The organism is Geobacillus sp. LEMMY01 (assembly GCF_002042905.1).
GTDB lineage: Bacteria > Bacillota > Bacilli > Bacillales > Anoxybacillaceae > Geobacillus > Geobacillus proteiniphilus.
In genome coordinates this window covers 1-23,576 of record NZ_MVKA01000039.1, presented here as the reverse complement: position 1 = coordinate 23,576, position 23,576 = coordinate 1, and the positions used below count along the sequence as shown (strand labels likewise).

The 23,576-nt window shown below is 49.2% G+C and carries 27 protein-coding genes; 12 read left to right on the top strand and 15 right to left on the bottom strand.

Going from position 1 to position 23,576, the window contains the following annotated elements; all coding sequences use genetic code 11:
- Positions 1-32: 32 nt before the first annotated feature.
- The 4 genes from B1A75_RS16435 to B1A75_RS16420 all read left to right on the top strand — a co-directional run bounded on the left by B1A75_RS16435 (position 33) and on the right by B1A75_RS16420 (position 2,640).
- Positions 33-470, top strand: a complete 438-nt coding sequence (locus B1A75_RS16435) for a BrxA/BrxB family bacilliredoxin (RefSeq protein WP_011231850.1) — start codon at positions 33-35, stop codon at positions 468-470.
- Between the two features lie 172 nt (positions 471-642).
- Entirely contained in the window at positions 643-1,485 is an 843-nt protein-coding gene (locus tag B1A75_RS16430; RefSeq protein ID WP_079936527.1) for a HipA domain-containing protein, read from the top strand.
- A 4-nt stretch (positions 1,486-1,489) separates the two neighbouring features.
- The gene (locus tag B1A75_RS16425; RefSeq protein ID WP_041468718.1) at positions 1,490-2,236 is read left to right on the top strand and encodes an HIRAN domain-containing protein; all 747 of its coding nucleotides are present in this window, start codon (positions 1,490-1,492) and stop codon (positions 2,234-2,236) included.
- A gap of 143 nt (positions 2,237-2,379) precedes the next feature.
- On the top strand, positions 2,380-2,640 hold the full coding sequence (locus B1A75_RS16420) for a nucleotidyltransferase family protein (protein ID WP_074044584.1): 261 nt from the start codon (positions 2,380-2,382) through the stop codon (positions 2,638-2,640).
- Between the two features lie 134 nt (positions 2,641-2,774).
- Here B1A75_RS16420 and B1A75_RS16415 read toward each other — a convergent pair whose 3' ends face one another.
- The 10 genes from B1A75_RS16415 to B1A75_RS16370 all read right to left on the bottom strand — a co-directional run bounded on the left by B1A75_RS16415 (position 2,775) and on the right by B1A75_RS16370 (position 13,199).
- Complete coding sequence (locus B1A75_RS16415; protein ID WP_074044577.1) at positions 2,775-3,407, bottom strand: hypothetical protein; 633 nt, start codon at positions 3,405-3,407, stop codon at positions 2,775-2,777.
- Entirely contained in the window at positions 3,400-4,266 is an 867-nt protein-coding gene (locus tag B1A75_RS16410) for an ATP-binding cassette domain-containing protein (RefSeq protein ID WP_074044578.1), read from the bottom strand. The genes B1A75_RS16415 and B1A75_RS16410 overlap by 8 nt, the downstream gene beginning before the upstream one ends.
- Positions 4,250-6,271 (bottom strand): ABC transporter permease, encoded by a 2,022-nt coding sequence (locus B1A75_RS16405; protein WP_079936526.1) that lies wholly within the window; start codon positions 6,269-6,271, stop codon positions 4,250-4,252. Before B1A75_RS16405 ends, B1A75_RS16410 begins: the two co-directional genes overlap by 17 nt.
- A gap of 113 nt (positions 6,272-6,384) precedes the next feature.
- Entirely contained in the window at positions 6,385-6,600 is a 216-nt protein-coding gene (locus B1A75_RS16400; protein ID WP_074044580.1) for a hypothetical protein, read from the bottom strand.
- Between the two features lie 24 nt (positions 6,601-6,624).
- Positions 6,625-7,284, bottom strand: coding sequence for a hypothetical protein (locus B1A75_RS16395; protein WP_025948779.1), 660 nt, complete (start codon positions 7,282-7,284; stop codon positions 6,625-6,627).
- The gene (locus B1A75_RS16390) at positions 7,281-8,150 is read right to left on the bottom strand and encodes an ABC transporter ATP-binding protein (RefSeq protein ID WP_074044581.1); all 870 of its coding nucleotides are present in this window, start codon (positions 8,148-8,150) and stop codon (positions 7,281-7,283) included. The genes B1A75_RS16395 and B1A75_RS16390 overlap by 4 nt, the downstream gene beginning before the upstream one ends.
- Entirely contained in the window at positions 8,147-10,198 is a 2,052-nt protein-coding gene (locus B1A75_RS16385; RefSeq protein WP_074044582.1) for an ABC transporter permease, read from the bottom strand. The genes B1A75_RS16390 and B1A75_RS16385 overlap by 4 nt, the downstream gene beginning before the upstream one ends.
- Positions 10,199-10,316: 118 nt before the next feature.
- Entirely contained in the window at positions 10,317-10,715 is a 399-nt protein-coding gene (locus B1A75_RS16380) for a hypothetical protein (protein WP_013144799.1), read from the bottom strand.
- Positions 10,702-11,334, bottom strand: coding sequence for a P-loop NTPase family protein (locus B1A75_RS16375; protein ID WP_074044731.1), 633 nt, complete (start codon positions 11,332-11,334; stop codon positions 10,702-10,704). Before B1A75_RS16375 ends, B1A75_RS16380 begins: the two co-directional genes overlap by 14 nt.
- Positions 11,331-13,199 (bottom strand): hypothetical protein, encoded by a 1,869-nt coding sequence (locus B1A75_RS16370; protein WP_074044732.1) that lies wholly within the window; start codon positions 13,197-13,199, stop codon positions 11,331-11,333. Before B1A75_RS16370 ends, B1A75_RS16375 begins: the two co-directional genes overlap by 4 nt.
- Before the next feature lie 474 nt (positions 13,200-13,673).
- Between B1A75_RS16370 and B1A75_RS16360 the strand changes: the two genes are divergently transcribed.
- On the top strand, positions 13,674-14,648 hold the full coding sequence (locus B1A75_RS16360) for an aromatic acid exporter family protein (protein WP_079936525.1): 975 nt from the start codon (positions 13,674-13,676) through the stop codon (positions 14,646-14,648).
- A 68-nt stretch (positions 14,649-14,716) separates the two neighbouring features.
- Entirely contained in the window at positions 14,717-15,223 is a 507-nt protein-coding gene (locus B1A75_RS16355; protein WP_014196293.1) for a L,D-transpeptidase, read from the top strand.
- Positions 15,224-15,271: 48 nt separating this feature from the next.
- Here B1A75_RS16355 and prli42 read toward each other — a convergent pair whose 3' ends face one another.
- Positions 15,272-15,364, bottom strand: a complete 93-nt coding sequence (gene prli42, locus B1A75_RS20055; RefSeq protein WP_012820630.1) for a stressosome-associated protein Prli42 — start codon at positions 15,362-15,364, stop codon at positions 15,272-15,274.
- Positions 15,365-15,577: 213 nt separating this feature from the next.
- Here prli42 and mce point away from each other — a divergent pair, with 213 nt between their 5' ends.
- Together mce and B1A75_RS16340 are read left to right on the top strand one after the other, a co-directional pair.
- Positions 15,578-16,003, top strand: coding sequence for a methylmalonyl-CoA epimerase (mce, locus tag B1A75_RS16345; protein ID WP_014196291.1), 426 nt, complete (start codon positions 15,578-15,580; stop codon positions 16,001-16,003).
- Positions 16,000-17,550 (top strand): acyl-CoA carboxylase subunit beta, encoded by a 1,551-nt coding sequence (locus B1A75_RS16340; RefSeq protein ID WP_079936523.1) that lies wholly within the window; start codon positions 16,000-16,002, stop codon positions 17,548-17,550. The genes mce and B1A75_RS16340 overlap by 4 nt, the downstream gene beginning before the upstream one ends.
- Before the next feature lie 103 nt (positions 17,551-17,653).
- Here the strand turns inward: B1A75_RS16340 and B1A75_RS16335 are convergent, their stop codons facing one another.
- Positions 17,654-18,292 carry a transglutaminase-like domain-containing protein gene (locus B1A75_RS16335; protein ID WP_074044736.1) on the bottom strand — a complete coding sequence of 213 codons (639 nt, stop codon included), beginning with the start codon at positions 18,290-18,292 and terminating at the stop codon, positions 17,654-17,656.
- A 151-nt stretch (positions 18,293-18,443) separates the two neighbouring features.
- Between B1A75_RS16335 and B1A75_RS16330 the strand changes: the two genes are divergently transcribed.
- From B1A75_RS16330 to gndA, 4 genes are all read left to right on the top strand, one after another.
- A complete protein-coding gene (locus B1A75_RS16330; RefSeq protein WP_079936522.1) occupies positions 18,444-19,568 on the top strand; it encodes a tripeptidase T in 1,125 nt (374 codons plus the stop codon).
- Between the two features lie 118 nt (positions 19,569-19,686).
- Entirely contained in the window at positions 19,687-20,172 is a 486-nt protein-coding gene (locus B1A75_RS16325) for a chemotaxis protein CheW (protein ID WP_074044738.1), read from the top strand.
- Between the two features lie 82 nt (positions 20,173-20,254).
- Complete coding sequence (locus B1A75_RS16320; RefSeq protein ID WP_074044739.1) at positions 20,255-20,446, top strand: hypothetical protein; 192 nt, start codon at positions 20,255-20,257, stop codon at positions 20,444-20,446.
- A gap of 161 nt (positions 20,447-20,607) precedes the next feature.
- Positions 20,608-22,017 (top strand): NADP-dependent phosphogluconate dehydrogenase, encoded by a 1,410-nt coding sequence (gene gndA / locus B1A75_RS16315; RefSeq protein WP_074044740.1) that lies wholly within the window; start codon positions 20,608-20,610, stop codon positions 22,015-22,017.
- A gap of 126 nt (positions 22,018-22,143) precedes the next feature.
- Here the strand turns inward: gndA and B1A75_RS20050 are convergent, their stop codons facing one another.
- The 3 genes from B1A75_RS20050 to B1A75_RS16305 all read right to left on the bottom strand — a co-directional run.
- On the bottom strand, positions 22,144-22,320 hold the full coding sequence (locus B1A75_RS20050) for a hypothetical protein (RefSeq protein WP_167367388.1): 177 nt from the start codon (positions 22,318-22,320) through the stop codon (positions 22,144-22,146).
- Positions 22,321-22,340: 20 nt separating this feature from the next.
- Positions 22,341-22,988, bottom strand: coding sequence for a hypothetical protein (locus B1A75_RS16310; RefSeq protein WP_239691292.1), 648 nt, complete (start codon positions 22,986-22,988; stop codon positions 22,341-22,343).
- A 397-nt stretch (positions 22,989-23,385) separates the two neighbouring features.
- Positions 23,386-23,576, bottom strand: a 191-nt coding sequence (locus tag B1A75_RS16305) for a transposase (RefSeq protein ID WP_139761753.1), incomplete at its 5' end; no start/stop codon positions are given.

The following is a 23,576-nucleotide window of genomic DNA, read 5'->3' as shown; positions in this document are numbered from 1 at the left end:
TATGATAAAGGCAAATCGAAGGAGGTGTCACGATGTTCCAATTTCAATTTCCGCTCTATAACGACATCGTCGAACAAGCGCGGCGCGAAGCGGTCGAAGCCGGATTTGAAGAGCTGCGCACGCCGGAAGACGTCGATGCGGCATTCCGCCGTCCGGGCACAACGCTCGTGCTCATCAACTCGGTGTGCGGCTGCGCCGGCGGCATCGCCCGTCCGGCAGCGGCCCACGCGGTTCATTACGACAAGCGCCCGGACCATTTGGTGACCGTCTTTGCCGGCCAAGACAAAGAAGCGACCGCCCGCGCGCGCGAATATTTTGTCGGCGAGCCGCCATCCTCGCCGTCGTTCGCCTTGTTAAAAGACGGAAAATTGTGCGCCATGCTGCACCGCCACGACATCGAAGGGCACGAACCGGTCGCCGTCGTGCAAAAGCTGCAGGCGCTGTTCGATGAATATTGTGAGGAAGTGTGAGCGAAAGCGCCCGAAGCCTTCTTTGGCTTCGGGTGTTTGCATGGTCATGATTGTTTGTGATCATGTGTATGAAGATTTGGATAAAGGCAAACAGCAATGCATATGGTATAATAACTTTAAATGGGGTTCTCTTATGATCAATTTTTAAAAAACTAGAAAAAGGATCATCATTATGGGTTTACGTGATGTTAGCGATTGGAAAAAAGATGAGGAGCGGCAAGCCTCTGGTACAAGAGAGAAGTTCTGGTTGATTCATCCAGATAATACCCATCGTTATTTATTTAAAATTCCTAAGGAAAATACTGGAGAAGCGTGGGCGGAGGTTGTCGCATCAAAAATTGGCCAACGGATAGGGTTAAACATGATGGAGGCCGATTTAGCCGTTTATGATGGAATAGTAGGGGTTTTGTCTAAAAATTTTGTTTTCGATAGTGAAGAATTTTATGAAGGCGGCGATTTATTCTTTACAATTACGGAGGACTTTGATCGCTACAATTTAAAACATTATCATTTCCCTAATATAATAAAAGTATTATTTGAATTTCACCTTGAAAAAAAGTTTGTGCAAATTCCTATATTTGACGCACTAATTGCAAATCAAGATCGTCATTGTGATAACTGGGGGATTATTGTTCACCACACTAGTTGCAAGCTTGCACCTATATATGATAATGGGGCGTCACTAGGGTATCAATTGAAGGAAGAACGTATTCTAAAAATGTTTCAAGATCAGAGAATGTTTGATGCGTTTACAAACCGGAGTTTCTCTTTAATCGGCCTTCCTCACAAAAATAAGCCTAAATATAAAGAGCTACTGAGTTTCATTTATGGATTATATCCAAAGGAAGTAAAGGAGGAAATTGATCGTATCAGTCAAATTAATGAGCAACAAATCATAAGTGTTTTAGAGGGTATTTCAGAAAACGCCATGAGTAAAATTCACAAAGAATGGGTATTAAAGTTATTACAGTATCGAAAGGAATGGCTCTTAAATTGGTATATGGAGGTGAGGTAAGGTGGTGCGCCCTTTTGTGCTGTGGTTAATTTGGCAAAATGAATATACTCGGCAGCGATATCATATTGGAAATTTATTGCATGATGGAGAAAAATATGTATTTTATTACGAACACAGCAGGAAAAGAAGAGGATTACTCGAGGCCCTAGAAAACGGTTACAAGCCTCATTTAGCCTTTCGGGATATGGAAAGAAAATATGTTTCAGACAAATTGTTTGGACCGTTCGAGCGACGTTTGCCTGACCGGCGCCGTCCGGATTTTTTAGAAATTTTGCGGACATACGGTTTGCCGCGCGATTGTACAGATATGGATTTGTTACGGGCTACCGGTGGTAAACTTGCGACAGATTCTTATGAATTTGTAGCGCCTATTTATGTATCGGGAAATCATTTCGATTTTGATTTTTATGTCGCGGGTTGGAGATATTACGAGGGAAATCGAGTGATTCAACATCTTAAAGTGGGGGATGAGGTACATTTTCGATTAGAGCCGGAGAATAGGCAAGATTCTAAAGCAGTAGAAGTGTTGACAGATAAAGGATGCAAGCTAGGATATATTCCTGCTTTCTATAGCGAGTTTATGTTTAACCTTATTCAAAACAACGGGCGTTATACGGCGAGAATTGAATCAATTCATGTTGAGGCTTTTCCGCAGCGTAAAGTAAATATAAGTGTCTACGGCGAGTTCTTTCCATCTTGCCAGACGCAAGATCTCGATATGCTGCATCAAATATCGTTAGAAGTGATTTAGTCTGTTCACTGTTTTCTGAAGTAGGCATGTTTGATTTCAGATGAATGAATATGTCCACAAAATCGAAGCGCTACTCGAATAGATCAAAAAAGAAGTGATCGACCGTGAGCTATGGAATTAGCCCGACCGTGTTTGAACGGCTGATGGCGTATTTCGCCGGCGAGGAGGAGATTCAAAAAGTCGTGTTGTTCGGCTCGCGGGCGCGCGGCACGGCCCGCTACAACTCCGACATTGACTTGTGCGTGGACTACACCGGCAAACAAAAGTGGAAAATCAAAGAGGATATTGACGAGATCGTCGGCATTTATTCGTGCGACGTGCTTTTTTTCGACGCGCTGAACGAAGCGATCCGGCGCGAAATCGAGCGCGACGGGAAGACGATTTATGAGAAAGCCCGCTCATGAACCGTGCCTCTTTTTTGTGTCCAGGACGGTCTGTCCCGTATTGCGGAGATGAGGTGGGGGCGGACGGGTGCGTCCAATGAACGGAGACCACACCAACAAGCCCCCCACATTTCTCTGTTGGGTTCCGCCCTCGTTTACCAAAACTCCCGTCCAATCAAAATGGCGGCGATCACAATGCCCGCCCCCAGCCACATCATAGGAAGAAGGAGGGACAGCGAGTCGGCCGGCGCTTGAAACAAAAACAGATGCGGCCACGGCATGAACGTCCCTTGCGTCGCGACTTCCATAAAGGTATAGACCGCGATGACCGACAAGGCGACATCCAGGCTGCGGAAGACGCATAACATGGCAAGTCCAATCAACTGGTAAAACGAAAACAACAGAAACAGGTGCACCAAAACGGGAGCGGTGAGAAACATCGTTCCATGGATCCATATGACCGCCAAGACAAGAAGAACGATGCATCCCCCATGCAAAACGGCATAGCGAAGCAAGTCGAGGACGACCGCTTTCCGATAATACCATAACACCGCCTCTTTCGCCCCCTCGTCATACAAATGGCGGTACAAAAAGACGAGATGCCATCCGGCGATCGGCACGGCGATGCCTTGGATGACAGTGTAGGGCAAAAACGGTTCGTCGGAGCGGGCGGAAAAGATCACCATCAACCCCACGCACAGCCCATACGCGAGAAACGGAAACCAGTACAATCGGCCGAGCAAGCGGCGGTCAAAGGAAAAATGATGGGCGATCGTCTTCTTATCCATGCGCTTCCGCCTCTTTCAACAACGCCAAATATCCGTCCATCAGCCTCGGGGCGACAGGCCGGCCGATCGGGTTCTCCGATAGGACGCGCACGACGACGTGGGAAGGCTCTTCGTTCATTTGGACGACTTCGTTGGCGGCCATAACCGAGTCGAGTTCCTCAAACGGCACGTCCAACTCATACGTATAAGGAGCGGCTTTTTGCTTGAGCTCGTCCGGGCTGCCTTCAAACAGCACCACGCCGCGGTCCAAAACCCCGATTTTGGCGCACAAAAATTCAATGTCCTCGACAAGGTGCGAAGAGATGACGATCGTATGATCTTGCCCCAGCCGCTTCAACAAATTGCGAAACCGCACGCGCTCGCGAATATCGAGCCCGGCCGTCGGTTCGTCAAACAGGAGGATGGACGGCTCCCGAAGCAGCAGCATGGCGATGCCCACCCGCCGCCGCATGCCGCCGGACAGCTCGCGCATGGGTTTATGCATGTGCGAAGACAAGTTGACTTGTTCGATGACCTTTTCGATTTTAGGCCGGCAGGCGGCGGGATGTTCTCCTTGCAATACCGCGAGATGCTCGAGCACTTCATACATCGTCAGCTCCGGGTAAATCATAAACTCTTGCGGCAAATAGCCGATCTCGTTCACCCGTTTCACTCTCGTGCCGGTGCTGATCGGTTCGTCTCCGAGCAACACCCGCCCCTCATTGAAATCCAACAGCCCGGCCAAAATGCGCATCAATGTCGTCTTGCCGGCGCCGTTTGGTCCAAGCAAGCCGTACACGCCGGAGATGGTGAGGGAGACATCCGATAAAATCGCCTTTTTTTTCACGATTTTCGTCAATCCTTCAATGGTGACTGCCAACGCCTTTCACCTCCTGCATCATCTCGAAGACGCGGTCCCATGTCCAAGCATCGTCCATGTTCTCATACCATGTCCGCAAAAATTGCTGTTTTTGGTCTACATCAAGCGGCTGAAAATCATCATAAATCGATTCAATCTGCTTCTGCACGGATCGCGGCTGCGACTCGAACCACTCGCTTTTGGAGCTCCAGTCGATCACCGGCAGGCCATTTTTTTGCATCAACCAGCGGGTGGCCAGCGAGATCCACTCGTTGTACATGATCCGCGATCCTTTCGGCGGCACGGAAAGCCGGAGTATTTTTTCATAATAATCGTGTTCCACATGATAGGTGCCAATCGAAAAAAAGCTCGTGTTATAGACAAGATGGTCATTGGCCATAAACGAGGATAGCCCCCAACTTGAGAACACAATGGATTTCGGCAGCGATGGAACCGCCGTTGATGCGATTTGTTGTACATAATGAAACGTTTTTTCCAACTGGCGGATGACAGTCGGCGCCCGTTCCGCCATGTGCGGCCAGTCGGCCGGGTAGGTGATCTCATATCCTTGATAGACGAGTTGATGTCCTTGCCCTTTGATCAAGGTGACCGCTTGCGCCTTCCCTCGGTAAACCTTTCCACGCTTTGGCACATTGCAAAACAGCACATCGCCGTCCACGTCCAAGGTAAAGGTGTACGTTTCATTTGGAAAGAATTGATCAGTGAACGCCCCATCCCAAGCTTTCATCCCCGCCACCCGATATTCATCAATCCGATACATGTGCGAAGCTCTCCTTTTCGGATACCACGCCCGATCCGCCAGCAGGACGATGCGGCCGTTGGTGTGCGGGATGAGGGCCGTATCGACGATCTTATAGGAAAAGGTGAGCGTCAAGGTTCGTTTGGGCAGCCACACGGTCACGAGATCGCCGTTTCTCGTAAACTTGACGGGCTGATGGTCCGCTTCAATCGAGTGAAGCGGATACAAATGGTACAGTTGAAACGTTGGCCGGTTCGTTTCCAAATGGGACAAGGCCACGCGCACGACAGCGCGCGATCCATGCAAGGAAAGGTCGTACGACTGAATACGGTAGCGCAAATCGGCTTTTACCTCTTGTTTCATCTGGCGGTATTCCTCAAGTTCGGTCGTCTGATCGGCCCGGGTGAACGCCTTTGTGTTCGTTTGCAAGGAGTTGTAGGCGGTTAGGACGATAAGAAACGGGAAGACGAGCAGCGCTTTTAGGACTGTGTTTCGTTCCTTTTTCGTCTGCGTCCAGCGGATCGACGACAGCAAGGACAATGCGGCAAGAGCAAGAAGCCATGCAGCGAATTTCCATTCCCCGCCGCGATCGACCTCAAATCCGATGTATGAATCATACACATGTTGGATCATATGTTTCCCGATAAACAGCAGCGACGCCCAGTCGCGGGCATGAACGGTTTGGGATACATCGATGAACAGCTCCGTGGTCATCGGTCCGGTCAGGATCCACACAAACAAAATAGCGAAAAAACTAATTCTTTTCGTGCCGAACAGCATCGCGATGATGACGCCGTACAGAACGGTGAACACGAGCGGCCCGAACAGGTAGACGGCGAGAAACCGCAGCAGCGACAAATACAGATCCGAAGGCTCCACCCCGATCAAGACATACACGAGGGAAAACACCCCGTAGGCCATCATCAGCATGACCCCTTGGCACAGCGTATGAACCGCGAACAAGGCGCTCGTTTTCTCGAGCAGAATCCGGTAGCCATCGGCGAACCATGACGAAACGCCGTAAAGAAGTTCTTTGGAATAGAGAAGATAGAAAAACACGATGTAAAAGATCGAAACGATTTGGACAAGCATGAACACTTCAGAGGGCAACTCCCCAGAGTATTCCATGCCTGAGTTCATATCGTCTGAAAAGAATAAAAGGAATCTGATAAGCAACAAAACAAAAAATAGTATGCTGGCACCAACGTATAGCTTACTTCTCAACAGTTTTTTTAGATAAAATAAGACGAGAAAATTCCACCTCATAGCTGATCAACCGCTTTCTTTCCGAGAAGTTGACAAAAGAAAAATGCGGTCATGGATCGCACCATTCTTTTTAGGCGTATCCCTGACTCCCTCATCATCCTGATTCGGTATATTTATTTGACGGTAATAGTCACATATCCTCTTGAGCCAATCGTTTGACCAACAATTTGGCCATAGTATTTAGCCTGATTGGTTTGAGTAAAGTTGCGCGTTTCTTCTTGACCGGGATTAAGCCAGTTGGTGGAGGCGACGACGCTGTCGGGCCACCAATCAATCGATTTGTAAGCATAGCCTCTCGTTTGGGTGGGGAAGCCGTTATTTGCGGCCAAACGTCAATGATCCCCTGTCTGCTTTTATTGAGGTTTCCGATCTCCTTTGCTGATCCATACAATGGTGATGAATGCTGCTAGAAAGATGGACAGCGTTAACATGATGAATTTGTTGATGAGCATCGGTTCCCAAACCGGCGGCTCGAACAAAAAGATATGCGGCCAGGGCATGAACGTTCCTAATGTGGCCACTTCAAGCACCGTATAAATAAAAATGACTGTCAGTGCGATATTGGTGTTTTTTGTAAGAACAAGGGAGGCAGTGCTGAAAAATAGGTAAAAGAACGTCAATAGAATGAAATGAATGAGATTCAAAAAAGACAAAGAAGAAACTCCATATTTCCACATGAATGCCCCGCTTAGCACGACAACCCCCAACAAATGGATGAAAGAATAACGTACGATATCGATCCAAACCCATTGCCTATAGTAAGGGACAAGCGTTTCTTGCGCTCCGTCTTCATACAGTTCGCCGAACCGATAGATGAGGCACCAGCCGGAAAACGGGATGAACAGCCCTTGGATGATAATCACATTGTCGTAAATACTTGGCGATTTGCGGGGAACAAACAAAATAAGCAACAGCGATAGGATGAACATCGCCGGTGGAACAAAAAATGCTCCGCCCATTGTCTTGCGGTCAAACACGAATGCGGTTCGCATCCATTCGATGTAAGCTTTCATCTTGGTTCCCCTCTCCTGACAACAGCCAAATAGCCATCGATCAATCGCGGCGCCACCCGTCTCCCCCCTGTTCCCCCATTTTTGGAGAACACTCGCGCGTGAATGCCATCCTCTTCTTCGAGAAGCTGCACCACTTCTCTCGTTGCGATCAAGTCATCCAATTCTTCGGGGTGTATGCAATATTCCCATACGCAGCCTTTTGCGCGGGACTTCAGCTCAGACGGCGTGCCTTCAAACAACACTTGCCCTTGTTTTAAAACCCCAATTTTGGTGCACAAAAACTCAATGTCTTCCACAATGTGCGAAGAAATGACAATAGTATGCTCGGAACCAAGCTGCTTGAGCAGATGGCGAAAGCGGATTCGCTCTTCAATATCCAAGCCGGCAGTCGGCTCGTCAAACAGCAAGATGGACGGCTTTCGCGTCAATAAATGAGCAATTCCCACCCGTCGCCGCATTCCGCCGGACAGCTCGGACATCTTTTTCGTCTCATGGCCGTTCAAGTTCACTTTTTGAATTGCTTCGGCAACGGCCGCGTGCCGTTCGCGTTTGTCCATCATTCCTTGCAATAAAGCGAGATGGTCAAGCGCTTCTTCGACCGTAATGTTTGGATAGACCATGAAATCTTGCGGCAAATAACCGATCCGTTCATGAGCTTTCACATATTTTCCTTTGGTGCAGCTTCGTTCGTCGATCGCCACCTGCCCTTCATCCATGGGTGTCAAGCCGGCCAATATTTTCATCAATGTCGTCTTGCCGGCTCCGTTCGGTCCGACTAACCCGTAAATCCCTTCCATGCAAAGCGATACGTTCGATAAAATGAGTTGTTTTTTGATTCGTTTCGTGACGCTGGATACATGGATCATGTCTGTCCCTCCTGAACCATGCGGATGAGTTGTATCGCTTTCTCCCAGCTGCCATCTGCTCCTTCCCTCATTTGTTTGTACCATAAAGCCAAAAATTTTTGTTTTTTCTCATCGGATAAGCGTTCATACTCCCCAGACAGCTGCCTCAGCACTTCCTCTGTTTTCCCGTCAGGAGAGTCGACTGACAAAGCCAAATCAAACGTCAAATCTCCTCCGGAATAGGGAAGGGCTAATTGTTGTTGGAACCATCTTGCCAGCAACGCTTGAAACACTTCTTTTTGCATCGATGAATGTGCTCCCCTCCAAAGAAGTCCTTCTGTTATGATTTCCGGCAAATACATCAATGTTCCTTCTTGGGAGCGAAGGGAATATGGCGTATCAATTTGAAGAAGCAAATGATCGCTGCTATATACGCTCCGTTGTTCACCATGGGGAGCGAGCAACACGATGTTCGTCGGCAACTTTGCCTCTTTTAAATCGAACATCTGCACGATGTCATGGTGGATGCGCCGTACATGACGTTCGAAAACCGGCCAATCCCGCTCAAGATTCGGCCAATCGGCGGGGTGCACGATCTGCCACGGCCCGATTTTTTCCTTCAAAAACATTCCCGCTACGGCTGTAATGCCGCCGGACACAACTCCTTCGTACGTTCCGTCGCTTCGGCGCGGCAAATTCGTATAAAACGGCGCCGTTCCGTGAAACGACAACGTATAGCGGATCGGATGGCTCGGTTGCATCGATACAGGCACCGGACTGGAATGAACGTTCACAAAGGCAAACGGCGCATGGTCGGCTTTTGTCGGCACCCAGCTGAAATCGCTCGGCAAAAACAAATAGTGCGGTGAAATGGGAATTTGCGCGGAATCGTTCATTTGATACTCAAACGTCCATTCGTCGGTCAAGCGATTGGGTGACCGTTTGACCGTGATGACATCCCCCTGTTGAATAAACGGCAGCTGTTTTCCGGTTTGATCGGTGATTTGCTTCAGAGAAAAATGATGATAAAGCACGAACGACAGCGTGTCGCCCCGAATTTGTCGCAAGGTCACTTTCACTTTCGCATGTACACCGTTTTTGGCCTCCAGCTGAATGTCGTACCGTTCAATCGAATAGTGCAATGTGCTCGGTTTGATTGTTGGATCATGAGTTTGATAGTAAACATTTTCTTGAGCCAAATCAGCGTAGCTAAACACCAGTTTGCTTCCTGTGAAAATATGCGGAAACAACCAAGCATCACCCGACAAAAGCAAAGCAACGCCCATGATAATGGCCGCTTTCTCCTTTGTAGTGCGGGCCGTTTTCCAAAGAATGGCCCATACCGCCATCATCGACGCTAGGATCCAAAACAATATTTTCATATACGTCGGAAGGCTGACGCTGTATCCAATGACGTCACGAAATACATCGTCCATATTCAACGGACCGATGTAGAACAAACTACGGATGTCGGAAAAGGGGATGCGATGGAAATAACGGGAAAACAATTGTGTATTCATCGGGCCGATTGCCAGCCAAATGACCATCATCCAGGCAAAGCTTAATCGGTTTTTCCCAAACAATAGAGCAGTGAAAATACCAAGAAAAAAGGCAAATACGAACGGCAATAGCCAATATACGGCAATATACGATGCCGTTTCGGTATACAACGAAGAAAAGGGAAGGCTCCATGTCCGATAAAACTGCCATACGAGCACAACTTGCAGACCGGTGAAGAATGCAAGAAACAACAGGTGATTGGCGAACAAGGCGGCGATTTTCAACGCTGTGATGCGCAGTGAACCGGCAAACAAAAGATTGGCGCCAAATCGGTATTCATCAGAGAACAACTTGTAAAAAAACACCATAAACAGCAGCATTGTCGCTTGGACGATTAACGTCATTTCCCCGACAAAATTTCCATAATCCGTCTTACCAAAGGAATCGTACTGGCGAATGAGAAAGCGCATCATCAGCATGATTAACAAAAATGTGTATGTTCCCATATAGAGAATGCTTTTTCCCATCTGTTTGGCGTAAAACCACGATAGGCGAGTAAACAAAGCCATAAGGGGTCACTCCATTTTCAGCATGGTCGCATCCATCAACGATAAAAGGAAGCAAGCGAATGCCGGTGTGATGGAGCCGTGTTGACATTCGCTTGCTTGTTGAATGAAGCGTGCAAACTTAATTCACGGTCACTTTTGCTTCGCCATAAATAGATGTCGCGTTGGCTTGTGTGTATGCTTCAGCATAGTAGAAAGACCCGTTTTCAGCTGTAAAAGATTTTTTTACTGTTTGTGATGGATAGGCTATTGCCGAAGCAACTGTTGAATCAGGCCACCAGTTGATTTGTTTTTTGGCATACCCTTGTACATAAAATGCTGGACCTGATGAAGAGACGGCCAATGTTCCAGAAGCCCCAGTAGCTTTCACTGGTGTTCCTGTGGCAGAACTAGCCCCCGGTGAAATATGCGCAATGGAAGTGCCGGCGGCATAAACAGATCCAGCAATGCTGAGAACCAACACTAAAATGAATAGTGGTAGCCCCTTAGCTTTCGTTTTACGTGCCTTATTGACAACCATCCTTCTCACCTCCTTTCAAGGGTAGTAATTTGGTAGAATCAAGTTGATAAATGGGTTTAGGAAGCATTGTGAATATTTTTTCTATTCGATTTGTAAAGATGAGATAATGTGCATTCGAAAAATCATCTTTTAAGAAATAATAAAACTGTTCTAAGTCTTCGAAGTCAAAGTGTTTAGTCGGCTGATCGAAAATGAACACTGTGCGATTCAGTGACTGTCCAAGGGAAACAAGATAAATCAGCCGTTGAAACATAGTGAATGAATCGATTGATGCATGGGAAGGGAGGCGATATTTTTTCCATAGCGCCGATTGTTGAAATGGCCGGTTCAGCCATATCGAAATATCTTGCAAACGATAGTTTCTCCACAGTTGATGGTAGTTCTCAGGAATCACGAAAAATACGGTTTTATTCGATTTTTCCTTTCTTTTTGTTGCCTGTTCATCGAAATGGATTTCCCCTCCATCGATAGGATGAAAGCCGGCAAACGCTTTAGCGACAATATCTGTGCGAATGTGATTTTTGGCTAGAATGATAGATTGAGAAGGAAGATTGACGGAACAATGATGCAAAATAAGTTGGCGATTGTGCTTGAGGGTCACGTGTTTTAATTCCATCATTTGTCTCCTCTCCCCCTTTCTTGCACTAGTTGAATCAATATTTTTTCTTTTTCTTTCATCGATAATGCCATGTAGTGCTCCCACGCTGTTGAGTCGATGGAGGATTTTTCCGCTATCCTGTTTCCATATCCGATAGATGGAATATGTAGTTTTTCCATTAAATACAAGCCGGCGAAGAGGCTGAGCCGTTCGTTTTCGAACAATCGGTATGGGATGAAAAACGCAGCCAACTCCTGAATATGTTTGGTTACCGGGCTGCCATTGACGTCCAAGAACGGATCAATGTAAAACGTGTAGTTTCCGTCAGCCATCGTGCTGTCATACAGCGAAAGATTTGTTGTGTTGATGCTTTTCGGGATGATCGAGACGCTCTTGACTTCTTTTGTGCAGTAATCTATGTTTGCAAGATCCGGAAATACGTGACATAGCTCATTGCGGATGGAAACGAGTTGACGCTTCAACTCCATATAATTTCTTGTTGTGGTGAGAAACGGTTTATAAACAAGGAAACGAGTATGTTGCACTTGAATTTGTTTGTAAGGACCGTTGATCATGGAGAGACAAAGGGGATGGTCCCCACGCCAACGGTACTTTTCCTTTCCGACAATCATTTTGACCCGTGTACATGTTTTCGTTTCCACATTGGAATGAAGCGTTCCGGATGAGTCGAGATCGTAAAGCGTTGAATCCACTGATTGCGGATACCAGTTGGCTTCAAATGGCAACAAAGTGACGCCCGATGTCAACGGATAAAAGGTTGAGCCGAACGTATGCTGATAATAGATCGTCATGGATGGCGCACCGTTGGTCTCCACCTGAACAACGTTTCCTTGTTGTTGAAAGGGTAAACGCTTCCCTCCGCCTTGGATGTGATCGATTTGAAATTGCTCGTTGATCGAAAAACGAACGGTGCGTTCTTTCGGATGCAGAGAGAGTGTGACTTTGATCGGATACGTGGATTTCGGATTCACCTCGATCTCCTTGATTTTCCAATATCCATGCAACGGGATGTTCTTGGTTTGATCCTGATGTTTGATTTGTTGATAAAGTTTGACGTCGTTTGCCAACAGAATGTCATCCAACTGGAATTTTGATTGTGCATGTTGAAGGAAACTTGTTGCGAAAGTAAGGAAAATCGCACTAGCCGCGAGCCCCGCGAAGGATCGCCGCATGCTTCGAAAAACGCCATAAACGGCGATGGAAGAAAGGATATACGCCAACTTGATCAGCACGCGTTCTTTTTGAAAGGTTAGGCTGAATAACGGGTCAATGTAAGGCCAACGATGGTTTGCCCACAAGGAGAAGGATGGGTTGCGATATTCCAAAGAAAACAGCACGATGATCCACAAAACAAACACACCAACGAGCAACATCGCTTTTTTCGGAGAATGATAGGCGTAAACAGCGCTTGTGGACAATCCGATCATCCACGCCCATAGAAATGGTAGAAGAAAATGAATCAAATACAATGGAAACAGAAAGGTGAAAAGATCCCAACCCGCTGAATAGTTGATCACCACCGCACCGGCGATGATCCCGGCCAAGGCCAGTTGCCAAGCGAAAAAACAAATAAATGCGATCAAAGCTTGGCAGAAGACGATCTTTTGCGGGTTTGGCATGATGTCGTTCATCGCGATCCAGTGAATCGGCGTTGAGGCGAACAAGGAAACGTGCAAACGAAAGCTGAAAAGCAGCCAGACCGCCATTCCAATCGGAACCAAGTACTTCGTATATAAGATCCATTCGGCTGGATTGATGGTATGGGGATTGAGGCAAACAAACATCAAAACCCCAGAAAATACGAATATGAAAATGGCTTCTGCTTTTAAGCGGGACGCCATTCTTGAAATGAACACCCATTTCATATGGAATGCCCTCTCTGATCATCAATTTGAAATGTTTGTAAAATTCAATGGCATTATAGAAAAAAAAAAGAAGATGTCAACCTTTTACATGGAAATTCACAGTATATTCACAAATAATAGGAAAATCGTATTGTCATGATGACGATTTTTGGCAAATTTTGCGTCTTTAGGTGTAGGGAGTGTCCATTGTGCGACGTGCTTTTTTTCGACGCGCTGAACGAAGCGATCAGGCGCGAAATCGAGGGTGAAGGGAAAACGATTTACGAAAAAGCCCACTCATAAACCGCGCCTCCGGATTTAGCCGGTTCGCTTTCTCACTTGAGGGCGGCCTTTTTTTGCCCTTTCGCGGCTGTTTGGGCAGATGGGCTTCGGGACGGGTGTGCATGTGAGCCAAGTATTGTCTGTTTTTCCTTGCATCGAAAGCGCCGTCATCTGTACAATGAAGTCGGCAACCATTGGCAAAGGAGACTCGCGATGAAAATCGGCTATCGGACATTGAAAACGGCGGTGGGGGCGGCGCTGGCGATTGCCATCGCTCAGCTCATCGGTCTTCATAACTTCGCTTCCGCTGGCATTATCGTCATCTTATGCGTCCAAGTGACGAAAAAGCGGTCGTTGGAAACAGCTCGGGCTCGTTTTGCGGCGTGCGTCGTCGCGATCGGGTTTGCGGCGTTGTTTTTTACCGTCTTCGGCTATCATCCGTGGACGATCGGGCTGTTGCTGCTGCTGTTCATTCCAGTGACCGTCAGGCTGAAGGTGAACGAGGGCATTGCGACAAGCTCGGTCATTATTTTGCATTTGTATGCGGCCAAGGACATCACGTGGGGATTGGTCGCCAATGAGATCTTGCTGGTGGCGGTTGGCATTGGTGTGGCGCTGCTTATGAATATGTACATGCCAAGCGTCGAGAAGCAGCTCAAAGAGTACCAACGCATCGTTGAGGATTTGTTCCGCATCATTTTAAAAGAAATCGTCCGCTACTTGCGCACCAATGAACTCGATTGGGATGGCAAAGAGCTTCCGCTCGCCGCCGAGACGCTCGAAAAAGCGAAAAAACTCGCCATGCGTCACGCCGACAACCAATTATGGCGGAATGAGGATGAATATGTCCGCTACTTCCGCATGCGCGAGCGGCAGTTGGAAATCATTGAGCATATGCTTCCGCTTGTGACGTCGCTCGTCTACACGGTCGAGCAGCGGATGATGATTGCGGATTTTATCGACGAATTAAGCGATGCCATTCACCCGGGAAATACGGCGGACCGCTTTTTGCGGCGCCTCGCCGAGATGCGCGAACAGTTTAAGGCGATGCCGCTGCCAAAGACGCGCGAGCAGTTTGAAGAGCGGGCTGCGTTGTTTCATTTAGTGCGCGAATTGGAGCGATATTTAATCATCAAAAGCGAATTCCACCCCGGAAACGAACGAAAACCGCAGCGGCTTAAGGCATGATGCAGGGCATATGTCCATCCGTTTTGGCGCACACTATAGCCAAACATTCAAGCAAAGGATGGACGGATATGCGGGTATGGTTGGCCATTTGTCTCGTGATAACCGCAGTGTTGGGGGCGCCTTTCCAGACAGCGGCGGAGGCGAAGCCGCTCGTGATTGTGAACAAAGCGATCAATAAGCTCGCGCTCGTCCGCGACGGCCGCATCGAAGCCGTTTATCCCGTGGCGACCGGGGTCAATACCGATTTGACGCCGGAAGGAATGTTTACGGTGACGGTGAAGGCGAAACACCCGTATTATCGGAAAAAGAACATCCCGGGCGGGGCGCCGAACAATCCGCTCGGCACAAGGTGGATCGGCTTTAACGCGCGCGGGACGGACGGGCGCACGTACGGCATTCATGGCACGAACAACCCGGCGTCGATTGGCGGCTACGTTTCGCAAGGCTGTGTGCGCATGCACAACCGCCATGTCGAGCAGCTGTATGAACGGGTGCCGATCGGCGCCAACGTGCTCATCCTTCGCAGCAATGAATCGTTTTACGCCATTGCCAAACGGTACGGCGCTGTCCAATGAAAAACGCAAGCTTCCGGTTTTGGAGCTTGCGTTTTTTACGGAGTGCGGTTAAAACCACATGCTGATGCCGGCGAGGAGCGTCGTCAGCAGCATGCAAATGAGCATCAAGTAAACCACGAATTTTTGCGTTTTGCGCGACAACGGTCCGTCCTCCTTCCGTCCGCTGTTCTACGTTTATTGTAACGGCAAACAGCAGGGCGGACAAGGAAAAAAGCAGGATGAGAGATGAAACGGACCGCTCCATGGCTTGACCGTTGCGCAGACAAAGAAAAACAAAAAAAGCAGGATTTTTTGTCGAAACGGCGAATAATAAAATGTTGGCCTCATCATTTTGCGGCAAAGGGGATGCAGACGATGGAAGTAAAAAAAGTCGACCATATCGGCATTGCCGTCCGCTCGATCGAGAAAGCGCTTCCGTTTTATACAGATGTGCTCGGCCTGCCGTTTCTCGGCATCGAGGAAGTCGAGTCGGAGCAGGTGAAAGTGGCGTTTTTGCAGGCTGGAGAGGCGAAAATTGAACTTCTTGAGCCGCTGTCGCCAGAGAGCGCGGTGGCGAAATTTATCGAGAAACGCGGCGAAGGGATTCATCATGTGGCGCTTGGGGTTGAAGACATCACCGAGCGCATCCGTGAGCTGAAGGAGCATGGCATCCGCATGATTCAAGATGCGCCAAAACGCGGCGCCGGCGGGGCGTGGGTGGCCTTCATGCACCCGAAATCGACCGGCGGCGTGTTGTACGAACTTTGTGAACGGACGAACCGAACGGAGGGACACCAATGAGCGACATGTACGACAAAATCAATGAACTGTATGACCGCCGACGTGAGATTGAACTGGGCGGCGGCGATGAGAAAATTGAACAGCAGCACGCGAAAGGGAAGCTGACGGCGCGCGAGCGGATTGACTTGCTTTTGGATGAAGGAACGTTTGTCGAACTCAATCCGTTCATCGAGCACCGTTGCACCGATTTTGGACTTGGCGAAAAGAAGGGACCGGGCGATGGAGTCGTCACCGGCTACGGGAAGATCAATGGACGCACCGTATTTGTGTTCTCGCAAGATTTCACCGTCTTCGGCGGGGCGCTTGGGGAAATGCACGCGAAAAAAATCACGAACATCATGGATTTGGCGGCGAAAACCGGGGCTCCGGTCATCGGCTTGAACGATTCGGGCGGCGCCCGCATTCAAGAAGGGGTCTTGTCGCTTGACGGGTACGGGCACATTTTTTACCGCAACGCCATTTATTCCGGCGTCATCCCACAAATTTCCGTCATTATGGGGCCGTGCGCCGGCGGGGCCGTCTATTCGCCGGCCATCACTGATTTTGTGTTCATGGTCGAAAAAACGAGCCAAATGTTCATCACCGGTCCGAAAGTGATTGAAGCGGTGACCGGGGAGAAAATCAGCGCCGAAGATTTAGGCGGCGCCCGCGTGCACAACACGATCAGCGGCAACGCTCATTTTGCGGCGGCGAATGAAGAGGAGGCGCTCGCCGAGGTGCGGCGGCTGCTTGGCTATTTGCCGTCAAACAATAACGAGAAGCCGCCGTTTGGCCCGATTCCGGACGGGGACGACTACCGCCCCGATTTGGCCGATGTCGTGCCGATTGACGCCGTCCGCCCGTACGATGTGCGCCACGTCATCGCCCAAGTCGTCGATGACGGATCGTTTCTGGAAGTGCAAAAAGATTTCGCCAAAAACATCGTGATCGGCTTTGCCCGCATCAAAGGCGAAGTGGTGGGGCTTGTGTGCAACCAGCCGAAGTTTATGGCCGGCGGGCTTGACATTGATTCGTCCGACAAGGCGGCGCGTTTTATCCGCTTTTGCGATTCGTTCAACATCCCGATCATTACGTTTGAGGACGTCACCGGCTTTTTCCCGGGCGTCAAGCAGGAGCACGGCGGCATCATCCGCCATGGGGCGAAAATTTTGTACGCCTACTCGGAAGCGACCGTGCCGAAAATTACGGTCATTTTGCGGAAAGCGTACGGCGGCGCGTACGTCGCCTTAAACAGCAAATCGATCGGCGCCGATGTCGTCTATGCGTGGCCGAACGCCGAAGTGGCCGTCATGGGGCCGCAAGGGGCGGCGAACATCATTTTCGCGAGCGAAATTGAAAAAAGTCCGAATCCGGAAGAAACGCGGGCGCAAAAAATTGCCGAATACCGCGAGAAATTCGCCAATCCGTATGTCGCCGCCAAATACGGCATGATCGATGACGTCATCGACCCGCGCGACACGAGAATCAAGCTCATTCAGGCGCTCGAGATGCTTCGCCATAAGCACGAAGAACGGCCGAAGAAAAAGCATGGCAATATTCCGCTGTAAACGAACGGGGGCCGAGGGGCCCCTTTTTTGTTGCTCGGCCCTTCATTTTCGCACGGGGATTCACGTATGTCAGGCTCTTTCCGATGCCGCGCTTTCCAATCGCTCACCGGATTTTTTCGCCTATATACGGACCCGACATTTGATCCGGCAGTCCGCGCCGGTACATTTCGAGTGCGTCCGTATGCGTCTTGAGCGTGCGGATCGTTCCGGCGTCCGGTTTGGTATAAATGATGGGAAAATCTTGTTCTCCGTATGCCTGCTGAACAGGAAACGCCAGTTTTTCTTGATCAAGGGAAAATTCCGCCTGCACGCCAGGCCTATTGCCGCGGGCGTCAAGGCGGATCCAGCGGCGCAATGAATGAAGATAAACAGCATTCAAGGCGTGCAGGCAATACCCTTGATCCGGTGTGTCAAACAGCATCAGCTTTTGGTAGCAAAATCCAACTGGAATTCCTTGCGACCGCAATAAGGCCGCCAATACATTCGCTTTGGCATAGCAAATGCCTTCCCGGTGCAACAGCACTTCAGAAGCGCGGCAAGTCACCGTTGTGCTTTGGACGTCCCATGAGTGGGCGATATGATCTCTCACAAATTCAAAGGCCATTTTTGCTTTGTCGATTTCCGATTGCAGGTTGTGAAACAATTCTTTCGCCGTTTGTTGAATAAGCGGATGAGAGAAATCAACAACATCCGTTTCTTCCAGATAATCGTCCAACCGGGCGGATTCAGGAATAAGATGCATAGAAACGCTCCTTTCATTCAGTAAATTTTAAATAATTATACATATAATTGAATATAAATTCAATCTTGTGTTTTGCCAGACGCATGTTTGGCTCTTGGCGGAACATTTAGGTATACTTGAGGTGGAATACATAAACAGGAGGAGGAAAGCTATGGTCAATGAACAACGTCTTGTCGACGAGTTTTTAGAACTCGTGCAAATCGATTCAGAAACGAAGCATGAAGGAGAAATCGCCAACGTGCTCAAACAAAAGTTTGAAGCGCTCGGCCTTGAGGTGATCGAAGACGATGCCGCCGCGAAAACCGGGCACGGCGCCGGCAATTTGATTTGCACGCTCGCGGCGACGAAAGACGGGGTGGATCCGATTTATTTCACGTCGCATATGGATACGGTCGTGCCGGGCAAAGGCGTGAAGCCATCGATTCAGGACGGCTATGTCGTCACCGACGGGACGACGATTTTAGGTGCGGATGATAAAGCGGGCTTGGCGGCGATGTTGGAAGCGATTCGGGTGTTGAAAGAGCAAAACATCCCACACGGCGTGATCCAGTTTATCATCACTGTCGGAGAAGAGTCGGGGCTTGTCGGGGCGAAGGCGCTTGACCCATCGCTCATTCAAGCGAAATACGGCTATGCCTTGGACAGCGACGGCAAAGTCGGCAACATCGTCGTCGCCGCCCCGACGCAGGCGAAGCTGAAAGTGGTTGTGCACGGCAAAACCGCTCATGCCGGTGTGGCTCCGGAGCGAGGAGTGTCAGCCATTACGATTGCGGCGAAAGCGATCGCGAAAATGCCGCTCGGCCGCATCGACGAGGAAACAACGGCCAACATCGGCCGCTTCGAAGGCGGCACGCAAACGAACATCGTCTGCGACCGCGTCGATATTTTAGCCGAAGCCCGCTCGCTTGTCCCGGAAAAAATGGAAGCGCAAGTGGCGAAAATGAAAGAGGCGTTTGAAACGGTCGCCGCGGAAATGGGCGGCCGCGCCGATGTCGAGGTGGAAGTGATGTACCCGGGCTTTAAGTTCAGCGACGGCGACCATGTCGTGGAAATTGCCAAACGGGCGGCGGCGAAAATCGGCCGGCCGTGCGAGCTGCAGCGAAGCGGCGGCGGCAGCGATGCCAATATCATCGCCGGCTTCGGCATTCCGACGGTCAACCTCGCTGTCGGCTATGAAGAGATCCATACGACGAACGAGCGGATGCCGATTGAAGAGTTGGTCAAACTGACGGAAATGGTCATCGCCATTGTCGAAGAAGTCGCCAATGGCCAGTGAGCATCCCGAGGCTGGATGCTCGTTTTTCTTCGGACGCTGAAATCCGGTGAAAATTCAGCCGGAATCGGCCGATAAAAAAAGCAGGCACGATTTCAATCATGAGAGAGGTGGCGGGGGAATGGACAAATATGTTGTCTTTCGCGTCGAGCGGGAACAGTACGCCGTTTCGATCGCGTATGTCGTCTCGATTGAAAAAATGACAGAGCCGACCGCCGTTCCGCATATGCCGGACTATATGGCCGGCGTCGTGCGCATCCGCGGCGAGCTCGTGCCGGTGCTTGATATGCGGGAATTGTTGTACGGAAGAGCGATTGAGGAAACGGATCAGACACGCCTCATTGTCGCCGCTGTGGATGGCTTGTCGGTCGCGTTTATCGTCGATGAGGCGAAAGAGATCGCCGATATTGAGCCTGAGGCCATTAAACCGCTTCAACTGATGTCCGCGGAGCGCACGCCGTATGTAGTCGGGATGGCGGCGCAAGACGACCGGCTGTTGACCGTGCTTGACCCGCGCGTCTTGTTTGCCCATTTGGACGAGGCAGAGGAGATTCGCGAGCAGGTGGCCGCTGCCCAAGCCGCTGCCCGGGCAGGAGAGACGGTATAGGTGTTTGCCTATACCGTTTTTTCTTCCGCGCATATCCTAATCATGGAAATGAACTTCAACTCATGAAGAGGAGGCGCATTCCATGGTTCGACCGTTTGGCCCGTATATGGGCGGCTTTTATCCGCCGTACTTTGGCGGCTACGGCCACTATCCGTATGGCTACTATCCTTATTGGCACGGGGGCTACGGCGGCTATCACCATTTTCCATACGGGATGCATGATGGCCACTATCCGTTTTCCCCATACGGCTTCCCGCACTATGGAGGCTACTAAGCATGAGGGGCGTTGCGCCCCTTTCATTTTCAATATGAAAATGGCAAACAAATCCGTCGTGCAGACTCGTTCATAAATCGGTTTAGAAAAACTTGCAGGCAAGCGTAAACGTATGGTATGTTGTTTGATGAACAAACAAAAACGGAAAGGGACGTTGAATCATGGCGAAACAGCAAATCGGCGTCATCGGACTGGCGGTCATGGGGAAAAACTTGGCGTTGAACATTGAAAGCAAAGGCTATTCAGTGGCGGTATACAACCGTTCGCGCGAAAAAACGGACGAGTTTTTGCAAGAAGCGAAAGGAAAAAACATTGTCGGTACATACAGCATCGAAGAATTCGTCAACGCCTTGGAAAAACCGCGGAAAATTTTGCTGATGGTGAAAGCGGGAGCGCCGACGGACGCGACGATCGAACAGCTGAAGCCGCATTTGGAGAAAGGCGATATTGTAATTGACGGCGGCAATACGTATTTTAAGGATACGCAACGCCGCAATAAAGAACTCGCTGAACTCGGCATTCACTTTATCGGCACGGGTGTCTCCGGCGGCGAGGAAGGGGCATTGAAAGGTCCGGCGATCATGCCGGGCGGGCAAAAAGAAGCGCATGAGCTCGTGCGCCCGATTTTTGAAGCCATCGCCGCCAAAGTCGATGGCGAGCCGTGCACGACGTACATCGGTCCGGACGGCGCCGGGCATTATGTCAAAATGGTGCATAACGGCATCGAATACGGCGACATGCAGCTGATCGCTGAAGCGTACTTCCTGCTCAAACATGTGCTCGGCATGGATGCTGCAGAGCTGCACGAAGTGTTTGCCGACTGGAACAAAGGCGAATTGAACAGCTACTTAATCGAGATCACCGCTGACATTTTCACGAAAATCGATGAAGAAACAGGCAAGCCGCTTGTTGATGTCATTTTGGACAAAGCCGGGCAAAAAGGGACGGGCAAATGGACGAGCCAAAACGCCCTCGATTTGGGCGTGCCGCTGCCGATCATCACGGAATCGGTGTTCGCCCGTTTCATCTCGACGATGAAAGACGAGCGCGTGAAAGCAAGCAAAGTGCTCGCAGGCCCAGCGGTGAAGCCGTTTGAAGGCGACCGCGCCCACTTCATCGAAGCCGTGCGCCGCGCGCTTTATATGAGCAAAATTTGCTCGTACGCCCAAGGATTTGCGCAAATGAAGGCGGCTTCTGAGGAATACAACTGGAACTTGCGGTATGGCGATATCGCCATGATCTTCCGCGGCGGTTGCATTATCCGTGCGCAATTTTTGCAAAAAATTAAAGAGGCGTACGACCGCGATCCGGCGCTTTCGAACTTGCTCTTGGATCCGTATTTCAAAGACATTGTCGAACGCTACCAAGACGCGCTCCGCGAAATCGTCGCCACCGCGGCGATGCGCGGCATTCCAGTGCCAGGATTCGCCAGTGCCCTCGCCTATTACGACAGCTACCGCACCGCGGTGCTCCCGGCCAACTTAATCCAAGCGCAGCGCGACTACTTCGGCGCCCACACGTACGAACGCGTTGACAAAGAAGGCATTTTCCATACGGAATGGTTGAAATAAGCGAAAAACCCTTAGAGCCGAAGGCGGTTCTAAGGGTTTTTTGGTGCTTGATGAAAATTCTCTCCAACCGGTAAGTTGCCCGATATCGTCGCCCGGCAGACCTTTCCGTTCACGCTGGGCATCTGATTACGTGCGTCGATAAATGGCATCGCCGACAATAATCGTGATTAAAGAAATGAGCATCGTCAATTTGACCACTTTGTAGTCTAAAAAGCGCAGCACTTGTTCTTCAAACATGTAGATGAAAAAGAAAATGATCATCAGCAAGGCGACAAATAAGACAAATCTTTTTTTTCGATTCATGGACATGGATTCTCCTTCTATCAGAATGTATCCAATACATTGCCCGTCGTTTTGATCATATCATCAGAAATGTATACTCGTTTCAGATTTGTTCGCTTACTGTCGCTGTAAACAAAATGATAGGCGTCGTATATATACTGATCATAATAATCACTGTAATACCGTATGATTTTCACTGTTGTCCAGTATGGTTTTAGATTAATATATTCCCCTGCTAATGTACAAATCGAAGCAATGGTTGTTGCCGCTCCGGGGCCAAACGTATATCCAGCTGCTGTAGCAATAGCTGTCAATCCCATCTTTAATACACTGCTTACAAATTTAGCGGCATCGTTATCAAAAGCATAGTATCTAGCTCCAATCACAGTTCCGTCGCCTGGATTAGGGATCACTTGGGGCATCACTTGGTTGTTGTTTGAGGCGAAAAATGGTGAAGAACGCAGTAGCTCTGAATCAATCATTTGCTTTACGATCGTTATTTTCTCTGATGCAATCATGTTGTCGGGGGAATTAATAATTATTTCAACCCCGTTATACGTGATTTGATATATATTACTTTTTCTGGTCATGCTATCTCTATTCTCTCGTGTTTCTGCACCTGCTATCGAAACACTAAATGACATAAAGAGGAAGCTGATAACAAGAATAGAAGACAATAGTTTCTTCATAAAGAAAAAACTCCCTTCATGAATGATATTAATTGACCTTCGCATTCCTTCAGCTAACAAAAGAGGACTAGTCTTACAAGTATTCCTAATTAAAGGAGATAAGGATGTTGGACACATTCCTAACCAGTTGACATATTGCTTGTCAAGTACAGGTTATAGTGATGGACCAATACTATAAATTCCTCCTTCCCTTTAATATATTTACAGTGGGTCTTCACCATTTTCTGTGATTTCCACTCAATCCCAGAAACATGTTAGCTGGATGAAATAGGTTCATCAGTCAGGATCCTTCTTCCGCATACAGACCACGAAGTTGGTAGAATGGAAACAGTCAAGTGCTTTCCTTGACGGGTTCCATTCTACCAACTATCATACCGATAGCGGAAGAAGGGAGCGCTTAAGCAGCCTGACTACCTGTAGTGTTCCCTGTACACTCCAGAAATACACGCAAACGAAACCGTTCTAGATTTCGATAGCCATATGCCCGGCGTTTGATGTTTTTGATCTTGTGATTCGTCCCCTCGATTCGGGCATTGGTATATGGGCACAAAAAGTAGGAAAGAATAGGCTCCTTCCACCTTTCAAGCG